The sequence below is a fragment of the Kitasatospora sp. NPDC043950 genome (assembly GCF_056435345.1).
This window is the reverse complement of the sequence record NZ_JBWKER010000080.1, coordinates 17,718-28,974: the sequence shown is the minus strand read 5'-3', so window position 1 is coordinate 28,974 and position 11,257 is coordinate 17,718. Positions and strand designations below refer to the sequence as shown.

9 protein-coding genes are annotated in these 11,257 nt (G+C 73.7%); 1 reads left to right on the top strand and 8 read right to left on the bottom strand.

From position 1 onward, the window contains the following. Positions 1-277: 277 nt before the first annotated feature. Complete coding sequence (locus AC07BF_RS34775) at positions 278-1,798, bottom strand: hypothetical protein (protein ID WP_478334414.1); 1,521 nt, start codon at positions 1,796-1,798, stop codon at positions 278-280. 495 nt (positions 1,799-2,293) lie between these two features. After that, on the bottom strand, positions 2,294-3,925 hold the full coding sequence (locus AC07BF_RS34770) for an FAD-dependent oxidoreductase (protein ID WP_478334413.1): 1,632 nt from the start codon (positions 3,923-3,925) through the stop codon (positions 2,294-2,296). 59 nt (positions 3,926-3,984) lie between these two features. Between AC07BF_RS34770 and AC07BF_RS34765 the strand changes: the two genes are divergently transcribed. Continuing rightward, complete coding sequence (locus AC07BF_RS34765) at positions 3,985-4,641, top strand: TetR/AcrR family transcriptional regulator (RefSeq protein WP_363580999.1); 657 nt, start codon at positions 3,985-3,987, stop codon at positions 4,639-4,641. 244 nt (positions 4,642-4,885) lie between these two features. On the opposite strand, the gene AC07BF_RS34760 is transcribed toward AC07BF_RS34765, so the two are convergent. The 6 genes from AC07BF_RS34760 to AC07BF_RS34735 all read right to left on the bottom strand — a co-directional run bounded on the left by AC07BF_RS34760 (position 4,886) and on the right by AC07BF_RS34735 (position 11,055). Continuing rightward, positions 4,886-5,233 carry a hypothetical protein gene (locus AC07BF_RS34760; protein ID WP_363581001.1) on the bottom strand — a complete coding sequence of 116 codons (348 nt, stop codon included), beginning with the start codon at positions 5,231-5,233 and terminating at the stop codon, positions 4,886-4,888. A gap of 322 nt (positions 5,234-5,555) precedes the next feature. After that, the gene (locus AC07BF_RS34755) at positions 5,556-6,578 is read right to left on the bottom strand and encodes an ABC transporter ATP-binding protein (protein WP_363581003.1); all 1,023 of its coding nucleotides are present in this window, start codon (positions 6,576-6,578) and stop codon (positions 5,556-5,558) included. Further along, a complete protein-coding gene (locus AC07BF_RS34750) occupies positions 6,575-7,675 on the bottom strand; it encodes an ABC transporter ATP-binding protein (protein ID WP_478334412.1) in 1,101 nt (366 codons plus the stop codon). The genes AC07BF_RS34755 and AC07BF_RS34750 overlap by 4 nt, the downstream gene beginning before the upstream one ends. Next, on the bottom strand, positions 7,672-8,550 hold the full coding sequence (locus tag AC07BF_RS34745) for an ABC transporter permease (protein ID WP_363581007.1): 879 nt from the start codon (positions 8,548-8,550) through the stop codon (positions 7,672-7,674). The genes AC07BF_RS34750 and AC07BF_RS34745 overlap by 4 nt, the downstream gene beginning before the upstream one ends. Continuing rightward, a complete protein-coding gene (locus tag AC07BF_RS34740; protein ID WP_363581009.1) occupies positions 8,537-9,505 on the bottom strand; it encodes an ABC transporter permease in 969 nt (322 codons plus the stop codon). The genes AC07BF_RS34745 and AC07BF_RS34740 overlap by 14 nt, the downstream gene beginning before the upstream one ends. Next, positions 9,502-11,055: an ABC transporter substrate-binding protein gene (locus tag AC07BF_RS34735; RefSeq protein WP_363581011.1), complete on the bottom strand. Its 1,554-nt coding sequence runs from the start codon at positions 11,053-11,055 to the stop codon at positions 9,502-9,504. The genes AC07BF_RS34740 and AC07BF_RS34735 overlap by 4 nt, the downstream gene beginning before the upstream one ends. Between the last annotated feature and the right edge of the window lie 202 nt (positions 11,056-11,257).

Sequence of the window (11,257 nt, the reverse complement as noted above, 5' to 3'; positions counted from 1 at the left end):
CCCCCCCCCCCCCCCCCCCCCCCCCCCCCCCCCCCCCCCCCCCCCCCCCCCCCCCCCCCCCCCCCCCCCCCCCCCCCCCCCCCCCCCCCGCCCCCAGTGGTGGAGGACTGCGTCGGCGGGCGAATCCACCGCGCGTTGGCGCAGAGCGCCGGGTGCAAATGGCGGCCCGCACGGGCGTGACCGGCAGGTCGGGCTGCGGGTAGCTGTGCCGGATCCGCCTCGCGGGCGGATGCACTGCTGCGAGGCGGATCCGGTCCGGGTGCTGCTTCTGCGGGGGTTAGGGGTTCTCGACCTCGACGGCGTAGAGGCCGCGGAGGCGGCCGTCGCCGGCGTCGGACTGGGAGGGGTAGAGGATCTGGACGTCGACGGGCAGCGGGGTGCCGGGGTCGATGGTGTGGGAGCCGTCGTTGGGGGACCCAAGGACGACCGTTCCCTCCAGGCCGTCCTTGATGACCCGGTACCACTGGGTCTGCTGGGGGTTGACGCGGGTGCGCGCGGGGACGTCGAAGGCGATCTCCCAGGCTGTCACGCGGTGTTCGTTGGCGGCCAGGGTGAGGTTGTAGCTGACGAGCCAACCCTTGGCGTCCTCGGGCCAGGTCTGGTCCCACTGCCCGGCGATCTTCTGGCCGACGGTGATCAGCGGCAGTTCGGCAGTGGTGGTGACCTGGCCGGACTGCTGGGCCGCGGTATTGGCGCGGGTGGCGGAGGTGATCCGGCTCGTGGCGGTGAAGTCGCCTTCGTGGTGAGGGTCGACGGTGCCCCTCAAGGTGATCACCGCCTTGCTGCCCTTGGGCAGGCTGAGCGGCTGGTGGAGTTCGCCGTCGGTAGCGGTTCCCGGGCCGCACACCGCGCCGTTCTCCCCGCGGCATGTCACCTCCACGTCGAGCAACTGGACGGGGACGTCGCCGCGCACGACGGCGTCGGGGGCGTCGTTGGGCCCGTGGTTCTGGACGCCGATGGTGTAGGAGATCCGATGGCCGGCCTTGGCGGTCAGCGGGCCGCTCATCTCCAGCGGCATGGCGACGGGCAGGGCGACGGTGAGGTTGCGGATGCGGTGGGCGGCGGTGGCCCCGCCGGTGCCGGCGCCGAACCCGAGCTTGAACGTCGCGGGCATCTGCACCTGGCCCGGGCCGGCGGCCAGGTCGAGATTGTCGATCAGCACCGCGCCGTTGGGGTCCGAGGTGCTGGAGCGCCGCACCGTCAGGCGCCCGCCGATGACGGTCACCTGCAGATGGGCCCCCACCCCCCAGCCGCCCCGGAACCCACCCGGCACCTCGACACCGGCCAGCCAGGCGAAGCCCGTGAGCAGGTCCCCGGAGCCGCGCACACCCGCAGTGTCGGGGCTGCGGCCGGGACCGCCGGGGCCGCATGAGGGGGCGGCGAAGTTCCCGAAGTTGTCGAAGCCGACGCCCACATAGCCGGCAGTGACGCCGGGGAGGTTGACCGAGCCGTCCTTGATGTAGGAGTAGCCCAGCGCCCCGCCGCGGGCCCCGGGCTGCGTGGTACGGCTCCCGTCGATCAGGTAGAGGCTGAACCCGTCCCCGAGACCCTGGGCCCCGCCGCCCTCACAGGAGTAGTCGAAGTCGATGCTCACCCCGAGCGAGGAGGAGAACGGTTGGTCCAGGAACGCCGTACCCGCCTTCGAGGGGGTGTTCGGCGTCAGCTCCAGGGCGCCCTCGTTCAGCCGCGCGCTACCCAGCAACTGCCAGTGCTCATTCTCCGGGGCTGTGCCGGTGAACGACTCGGTGATGGGGAACTGCACCTGCTGCTGTGCGGCGTCGGGCGTCTGACCCGTCATGGAAGCTCCTCTTCGCTGGACCGGCACCTTCTCGCGGCCCGCAGTGGACGCGAACCGCAGGGACCGTGACGGCCCCGGCGCTGACCATGCCCAAACCCCCGACATCGTACGCCTGGAGGCCTACACAAAGTGACGATAGATCACCTGTGAGTGTCGCGCGGATGTGCGGGGGCCGGGGGGGAGAGATGGGAGCGCCGCGTCTGCGATGCGGCCGTGTGGGAAGTGGGGTGCGGTGGTGTCCGCCGCTGGTGTGCCGGAGGCCGCTGGGCGCGGTGCGACCGGCCTGGCGGCCCTCGGGGTGGGCGGGGCGGTGGTGGTCACGTGCGGGTGATGGTGAAGGGGATGTGCTTGCGGAGGTCCTGGACGAAGACCTTTCCTTCCAGGACTGCGTCACCGACGGCAGCCACCAGCAGCAGGCCGCCGAACTCGACCGGGCGATCGACACCCTGACCTGGCGCTCGCCCTGGCAGCCGCCGTCCTGCGCCGGCCCTGAGCTCAGTCCTGAGCTGCGCCGAGCCACCTGTCGAGCGCCTCGCCGAGCCCGTCCGGGGCCTCACCGCTGTCGCCCGCCCAGGCGACGAAGCCGTCCGGGCGGACCAGCAGGGCGGCCGGCGTGGGCTGTTCGGGGCAGGGGGAAGTCACGATCCGCAACCGGTCGCGGTGGCCGTCGGCGCGGGCGCGCAGCTCGGGGTCGTCGGTGAGGTCCAGCAGCAGCGCGCGGCCGTCGTGCAGGTGGTCGGCCAGTTTGCTGCCGTCGGCGAGTGCGAGGTCCGGTGCGCTGCGGCCCACCAGCGGGTGTTCGCCGGGCAGGTCGTAGCGCTGCCACACGCCGGAGAGCTGCTTGACGAAGTAGGTCGTCCCGGCCGCGGTGTCGGCCAGCTGGGCGACGACGTTGCGCAGCGCGCCGCTGCCCGGCTCGGGCCGCATCAGCGCGACCTGCGCCCTCGTCCAGTCCAGGACCCAGGCGCCGATCGGGTGCCGCTCGGCGGTGTAGCTGTCCAGCAGGCCCTCCGGTGCCCAGCCCTGCACGGTGGCGGCGAGCTTCCAGCCGAGGTTGATCGCGTCGCCGATGCCGAGGTTGAGCCCCTGGCCGCCGAACGGGGAGTGCACGTGCGCCGCGTCGCCGGCCAGCAGCACCCGGCCCGCGCGGTAGGTGCTCGCCTGGCGGGCGTTGTCCGTGAAGCGGGTCGCGCTGTGCACCTTGGTGATCGTCACGTCCACGCCGCTGACGTTGCGCAGGCTGGCCTGCAACTCCTCGGTGGTGACCGGCGACTGGCGGTCCGCGGGCGGACCGTCGAACTCCACGGTGAGGATCCGGCCCGGCACCGGCCCGTGCACGTACGTCCCGACCGAGGTCCGGTTCCAGCCGGCGCCCAGGGCCTCGGAGCCGGTCATCTCCACTATCGCCTGGTGGCCGGTGATCTCCGGGGCCGTGCCGGGGAAGTCGAACCCGGCGAGCCGGCGCACCGTGCTGCGGCCGCCGTCGCACCCGACCAGCCAGCCGGTTCGGATCGGCGCACCGCCGTCGGTGTGCACGGTCACCCCGTGCTCGTCGGTGTCGAAGCCGGTCAACTCCACGCCCCGGCGCAGCTCGACGCCCAGCTCGGCCGCGCGCTCGCCGAGCACGTGCTCCAGGGCGGCCTGCGGGACGAGGGCGGCCTTGTCTACGGGGCCGCGGTCGGCGAAGTCGGGGTCGTCGGCGGGGTCGAAGCGGTCGAGGCTCAGCATGATTCCGGCGAAGTGCCCGGCGATCCGCTGCGGCGCCCGCGTGGGCACTGCGCTGTCGGCGGGCACTTCGCCGTTGGTGGGCACTTCGCCGTTGGTGGGCGGCCCGTCCGGGCGGCGCTGCCGGGTGAACTGGGCGAACTTCTCCATTGCCTGCGCGTGGATCTCTTCGAGCGCGGGGAGCAGCCCGCGCCGGTAGAAGGCCTCCACGCTGGGCGTGTTGATGGCGCCCGCCTTGACCGTCTGGTCCACCTCGGTGAGTCGTTCGATGACCAGCACCGAGGTTCCGGCGAGCCGGAGCTCGCAGGCCAGCATCAGCCCGACCGGCCCGCCGCCCGCCACCACCACGTCGTAGTCCGTGCCTACGTCGGTGCCTGCGTCTGTGCCTGCGTCTGTGCGCATGTCCGTGTTCATGGCTTCACTTTAGTCACTAAAAATCTGTGGTGGGTATAATTTCGGTCATGGATGTAGCCAGGACCCCAGACGCCGGCGACGAACCGCAGTCCCGGAACCTCACGATGCGTCAGCGCAAGAAGGTGCAGACCCGGCAGCGGATCTCCGGCGTGGCCACCACCCTGTTCCTGGCGCGCGGGTTCGACCAGGTCACCGTCGCCGAGGTGGCCGAGGCGGCGGAGGTCTCGACCATGACGGTCTTCAACTACTTCCCGCGCAAGGAGGACCTCTTCCTGGACCGGATCCCGGAGGCTGTCGAGCTGTTCACGAGCGCGGTGCGCGACCGCCCGGCCGCCGAGTCCCCACTCGCCGCGCTGCATCGCCTGATTCTCGAACTCATCGACGAGGGCTACCCGTTGGCGGCTCTGCGGGATCGCTTCACGGCCTTCTGGCAGGTCGTGGTGGACTCCCCGTCGCTGCGGGCGCGGGCCCGCGAAGGCGTCGAGGAGCTGGAGGGCGCGCTGGCCGGGGTGATCGCGCAGACCTCGCCGGACCCGCAGCCCCGGCTGACCGCCGCGCTCGCCGTCGCCGCCTATCGCACCGGCTGCCTCACCTCTGCGGGCCGGATGCTGGCGGGGGAGAGTGCGGCGGCGGTCGACCCCGATCATCGCGCCCTGCTGGACGCGGCCTTCGGTGCGCTCAGGCGGGCGCTGCCGCTGTCGTAGCGCCATCGCGGTCGTAGCGCCGCCGTGGGCGCGAACGCGAACGGCGAACGGCGGGCGGCCGACAGGCCGAAGTGGCCTGCGGTCGCCCGCCGTTCAAAATCCCCGCGACTACTCGACGACGAGCGAGACCGGGATGGCCCCGGGTGGGTTTCGCGGGCGCCTTGGCCGGACCCCCAATAGCCGCTGGCCGGGTCGCCCGTCCTTCGGCCACCTGGGATCGGTGTGGCTGCGATCGGGTCTGCGGTCAGCTCTCGACCATGAAGGAGCGCGGGTGCGAGTTGAACCTGACCGAACGGCCGGCCGACACGCTGAACAGCGACCCGCCGGTGCAGTCCTCGCCCCAGTAGAAGCGGACCGTGCTGTCCGTCGCGTTGTTCACGCCTGACAGGGGCCCCTGTGCCTCCCTCGGTACGTCGTAGCAGCCGGGGGCCGGGTCGAGGTACGGCACGCCCGGGCCGCTGCCCGACCCGCCGGGGAAGATCACGTTGTAGAACGTCAGGGTGCCCGTGGCGGCCTGGGCGGACGTGGGGACGGCCACGGCCAGCGTCCCTGCGGCGATGAGGGTACCGATCGTCGTGACGAGGCGTCGCATGATGGGACCTCCGGTACGCCGGGTCGCCAGGTGCGACCCGTGATCGCAACCAACGGTAAGGCTGCGTACGCGAATCGTCACCGGCGTGAAGGGGCGCGAACGGCGCGCGAGGGCCGTGCCCCTGCCAGGTGAAAGCCCGACGGGGGCGCCGTCCCGTCGGGCCTCCGTGGTGCCGATGACCTGCGGGTGCTCCGAGTCGGGCACTGCGCTTGAACCCTTCCCGTCGCCGCCGTGGCGCCCGCCCGTCCGCGGCCGGAACGGGAAGGGCCCCTGGGGCGGGAGTGGGGCTCCCGGCCCGGGGGCCCGTGGTGCGTCCGGCTGGTCAGGACGCTGTGGCAGCGCCGATCAGTGGTCGGTGGCAGGCCACCGCGCGGCCTGGTGCCACCTCCCGCAGCTGCGGTTCCTCGGTGGCGCAGCGGGTGTCGGCCAGGGGGCAGCGGGTGCGGAAGCGGCAGCCGCTGGGCGGGGCGAGGGGGGAGGGCGGGTCGGTGGGGAGGAGGCCGGTGTCGCGCAGCGGGCGGCCGGGTTCGGGGACGGCGGCGAGCAGGGCGGCGGTGTAGGGGTGGGCCGGGGCGGCGAGGACGGCCTCGGTGGGGCCGCGTTCGCAGATGCGGCCGAGTTGGAGCACAGCCACCTCGTCGCTCACCGCGCGGACCACGCCGAGGTCGTGGGAGATGAAGAGGCCGGCCAGTCCGCGTTCCTCGGTGAGCCCGCGCAGCAGGTTGAGCACGGTGGCCTGGGCCGAGACGTCGAGGGCGGAGACCGCCTCGTCGGCGATCAGGACGCGCGGTCCGGCGGCCAGGGCCCGGGCGATGGCGACCCGTTGGGCCTGCCCGCCGGAGAGCTGGTGGGGGCGGCGGTCGCCGAACAGGGCGGGCGGGAGGCCGACGGCCGACAGCTGCTCGGTGACGACCTGCTCGCGGTCGCGGGCCGGGTCGGGGTGGGCGTCGAGGGGTTCGGCGACCAGGTCGCGGACCCGGCGGTGCGGGTTGAGGGAGGAGAGCGGGTCCTGGAACACCAGCTGGAGGCGGGGCCGGACGGCCCGCAGGGCGCGCGGGGAGAGGGTGGCGAGGTCGGTGCCGTCGAGGGTGACGGTGCCGGTGGTGGGTGGGGGCAGCCGCAGCAGGGCCTTGGCGATGCTGCTCTTGCCGGAGCCGGACTCGCCGACCAGGGCGAGGGTGCGGCGCGGGTGGAGGGCCAGGTCGACGCCGCTGACGGCGTGCAGCGGGCCGGAGCGGGTGCGGTGGACGACGCTGAGGTCGGTGGCCTCCAGGACGGCCGTTCCGGGAGCGGCGGCGCCGGGAGCGACGGCTTCGGGGGCAGCAGCGTCGGGGGCGGTGGTCATGCCGCGGGCTCCAGTTCGTCGGGCGAGGGCGAGGGCGAGGGCGAGGGCGAGGGCGACGGCGCGTCAGGCGGCGCGGTGAGCGGGAAGTGGCAGGCGGCGGTGTGGCCGTCCGCCGCGGTGTGGGTGGGCGGCGCGGTCGTGGTGCACAGGTCCGTCGCCAGTTCGCAGCGCGGGGCGAAGGGGCAGCCGGGGGTGGGCCGGGTGAGGTCGGGCGGCGAGCCGGGGATCGCGGGCAGGGTGCGGCGCAGCGGGCCGGTGACCCGGGGTACGGAGCGCAGCAGGGCCGCGGTGTAGGGGTGCCGGGGGTGGCGGGTGACGGCCTCGGTGGGGCCGGTCTCCACGATCCGGCCGCCGTACATGACGGCGATCCGGCGGGCCCGCCCGTACAGCAGGCCGATGTCGTGGGTGATCAGCAGGGTGGCGAGGCCGCGGCTGCGCCGGTGCTGGTCGAGCAGGTCCAGGACGGTGCGCTGGACGGTGACGTCGAGGGCGGTGGTGGGTTCGTCGGCGAGCAGCAGGGCGGGTTCGCCGGCCAGGGCGGCGGCGATGCCGACGCGCTGGCGCAGGCCGCCGGAGAGCTCGTGCGGGTGGGCGCGGGCCCGCCGGGCGGGGTCGGGGACGTCGACGGCGGCGAGCAACTCGGTGGCGGTGCGCAGCCGTTCGCGCCGGGAGAGCCGGCGCCGGTTGGTGAGGGACTCGGTGACCTGGTCGGCGATCCGGACCACCGGGTTGAGCGAGGTCATCGGGTCCTGGTGGACCATGGCGATGCCGGTGCCGAGCAGTTCGGCGCGGCGGGTGCGGGAGGCGGCGAGCAGGTCCTCGCCGTTCAGCCGGATCTCGCCGGTGGCGACGGCCCTGGTGGTGCGGGACTCGACGCCGAGGACGGCGCGGGCGAGCACGGACTTGCCGGAGCCGGACTCGCCGACCACGCCGAGGCACTCGCCGGCCGCGATGGTGAGGCTGACGCCGTGCAGGACGTGCAGGGCACGGCCGTCGGGGGTGTGCAGGACGGTGTCCAGCGAGCGGACGTCGAGCACCGGGACGTCGAGGGCGGGGACGTCCAGGGCGGGTTCGTCGAGGTCGGGGGCGGAGGTCATCCGCGCGCTCCCTTCGGGCCGGCGGGACCACCCGAACGCAGGTGCTCCCCGAGGTAGTTGAGGGCGAGGACGGTCAGGCAGAGCACGGCCGCGGGCGCCAGCGAGATCCACGGCGCGCTGCCGAGGGCCGTGCGCCCCTCGGCGATGATGCCGCCCCAGGAGGGCTCCGGCGGGCGCAGCCCGAAGCCGAGGAAGCTGAGCGAGCCCTCGGCGACGATGGCGACGGTGGTGGCGGTGAAGGCGAAGGTGAGGGCGGCCGGCGCGACGTGCGGGACGATCTCGCGGCGCAGGACGCGCAGCGGGGCGGTGCCGAGCATGCGGGCGGCCTGGACGAAGCCGCGTTCGCTGAGCGAGAGCACGACGGCGCGCACCACCCGGGTGAAGTGCGGGACGGTGAACAGCCCGATCAGCGTGCCGATCACGGTGAGGCTGGGGCCGCGCAGCGAGACCGCGATCATCACCAGGATCAGGCTGGGCACGGACATCAGCAGGTCGGTCGCGAAGCCGATCGCCTTGTCGAGCGGGCCGCGGAACCAGCCGGCGGCGAGGCCGAGCGTTCCGCCGCCGAGTAGGCCGACCAGGATGGTGAGGGCGGCGACGGTGAAGGAGGCGCGGGCGCCGGCGACGGTGCGTTGCAGGACGTCCCGTCCGGCGCTGTCGGTGCCCAGCCAGTGGCCGGGGCCGGGGGCGGCGGCGGGGTGGGCGAAGTCGCCGTGCAGCGGGTCGAAGCCGGGCAGCAGGGGCAGCAGCAGGGCGGCGAGGGCGACGACGGCCAGCCAGGCCCCGGCGGCGAGCACGCCGGCGGGGGGCCGGCGGCGGGCGGTGCGCGCCGCGACCGTCTCGACGGTCACGACTGGGGTCTCAGCGGTGCTCATGGGCGATCCTCGGGTCGATCGTGCGGTACAGCAGGTCGACCGCGAAGGTGGCCGCGACCACGCCGACGGCGCTGACCACCACCACGGCCTGGACGACGGGGAAGTCCCGGCCGGAGATGGCCCCGGCGGCCAGGCTGCCGACGCCGGGCACCGCGAACAGCGACTCGACCAGCACCGAGCCGCCCAGCGAGGTGCCGATGCCGATGCCGACCAGGGTGACCAGCGGCAGGCTGGACGGTCGCAGGGCGCGGCGCAGCAGCAGCCGGGTGGTGCCCATGCCGCGGCTGCGGGCGGCGGCGATGTACGGCTGGTCGAGGGTGTCGAGCAGTTGTCCGCGCAGGGTGCGGGTGAACACGGCGGCCTCGGTGAGGCCGAGGGTGAGGGCGGGCAGCACCAGGTGGCGCAGGTTCTCGGCCGGGTCCTCGGTGAACGGGGTCCAGCCGGTGGCGGGCAGGATGCGCAGTTGGACGGCGGCGAGCCAGATGAGCAGCAGGCCGAGGGCGAAGCCGGGGACGGCGAGCCAGCCGAAGGTGCCGGCGGTGGCGATCCGGTCGAAGGTGCCGCCGGGCCGCCAGGCGGAGAGCAGGGCGACGGGCACGGCCAGGGCGAGCGCCACCAGCTGGGCGGCGAGGAAGAGTTCGAGGGTGACGGGGATGCGGTCGGCGAGTTCGGTGGTGACGGCGGCTCCGGTGGACAGCGAGTGGCCGAGGTCGCCGTGCAGGGCGTCGGCGATCCACTGCCAGGTGGCGGCGAACAGATTGCGGTCCAGGCCGAGCCCGGCCTCGTAGGCGGAGATCTGCTCGGGGGTGGCGGTGGGGCCGAGGGCGGCGACGGCGGGGGAGCCCGGCATCAGGTGGGGCAGGTACAGGGCGGCGACGGTGACCAGCAGCAGTACGGCCGCGGCGCGGCCGAGCCGCCCGCCGTGGCGCAGCGCGGTGCGGGTGCGGGGGGTCACCGCTTCACCCACAGGGGGGCGGGGGAGACGTTGAGGACGGTGCGCTTGGACAGGTCGGGCAGTCCGCCGACCTTGGCGCCGGCGAGGAAGCCGACGGTGTTCTCGGTGAGGAAGGCCATCGGCACCTCGCCGACGACCCGCCGGGCGGCCTGCTGGTAGGCGGCCGCACGCTTGGCGGGGTCGGTCGAGGCGCGGCCCTCGGCGATCGCCTTCGAGGTCTCCGGGTCGGACCAACTCATGAAGTTGTAGGGCGAGTTGGACAGGTAGAGATTGGTGAGCGCGGTGTCGGTGTCGCCGAACATGCTGGTGGGGAAGTCGATCACCTGGAACTTGCGCTGGAGCATCGCGGTGCCCAGGCCCGCGGCGTCGAGAGGCTTGATGGTCACCTTGATCCCGGCCTCACCGAGCATCTGCTGGATCACGGTGGCGCGCTGCTGGCCCTCGGGGCGGCTGTCGACGAGGTAGTCGAAGGCGAGGTCGGGGTGGCCGGACTCGGCGAGCAGGTCCCGGGCCTTGGCCGGGTCGTGGGCCGGGTACCCGGCGGCGGTGCGGTACGGGGAGCGGGAGCCGATCGGGCCGTCCGAGACCTTGCCCTGGTCGAGGGAGACGACCTTCTCCAGGGCCTCGCGGTCGATCGCGTACTGCACGGCCCGGCGGACCCGCACGTCGTCGAAGGGCGTCGACGCGGTGTTGAAGACCATGGTGGTGGTGCCGCCGGGCCCGGTGGCGCTGCGCAGCCCGTCGGCGGCGGCCTGCTTGAGCTGGCCGGGCGTCTCGGTCCAGATCAGGTCGGTGTCGCCGGAGCGCAGCGACTGGTAGCGGCTGTCGGTGTCGGTGAGCACCCGGTAGACGAGCTTGTCGGCGTGGCCCTTGGCGCCCCAGTACGCGGGGTTGCGGGTGAGGGTGACGGAGACTCCGGGTTGCACGCTCTCCACGGTGTACGGGCCGGAGCCGACGGCGGGGGAGTCGCCGGACGGGGCCTCGGAGACGTAGCCGAGGGAGCGGGTGAATATGTTCGGGAAGGCGGCGTCGGGCGCCTTGAGGGTGAAGGTGAGGGTGGTCGGGCCGGAGACGGTGGTGGCGCCGATGGTGGCTGCGTCGATGGCGCAGGCGCACTTGCTCTCCGGCTTGGCGAGCCGGGTGACGTGGTCGGCGACGGCCTGGGCGTCCAGCGGCTTGCCGTCGCCGAACTTCACGCCCTCGTGCAGGTCGAGGGTCCAGACCGTGGCGTCCGCGTTGGGGGTGAAGGACTTGGCGAGGTAGGGCTGGACGGCGCCGTTGTCGCCGTTGACCATCAGCGGGTCGTACAGGGCGTTGGCGAGGACCATCATCGGCATCGAGGTCAGGGTGCCGTCGGCCGGGTCGAGCTTGGCGAACGGCCGGTCCAGGCCGATCTTGAGCGTGCCGCCGTCCACGGCAGGCCCGTCGTTCGCCGCGCCGGTGTTCCCGGCGCCGGAGCCGGAGACCGCGTCGTCGGAGGCGGAGCAGGCGGTGAGGGTGAGCGCGGCCGTGCAGGCCGCCGCTACCAGGAGGTGGGTGTGCCGCTTCATGGTTCCTCGGTTCGGGGGAGTGGGGGCGGCCTGGGGGAGTGCGACCGCCGACGCTTCACACCATTCCGGAAGTGGCAGTACTGCCAAAAGGCAGTTGTGCAAATTTCAGATGACGGAACCCGGAAGAGTCGGCGCTCGCCTTGAGCGAGCACGGTCGGACGTGATTCGGTACTGACAGCCGCCCCCTCGGCGGCCCCATCCA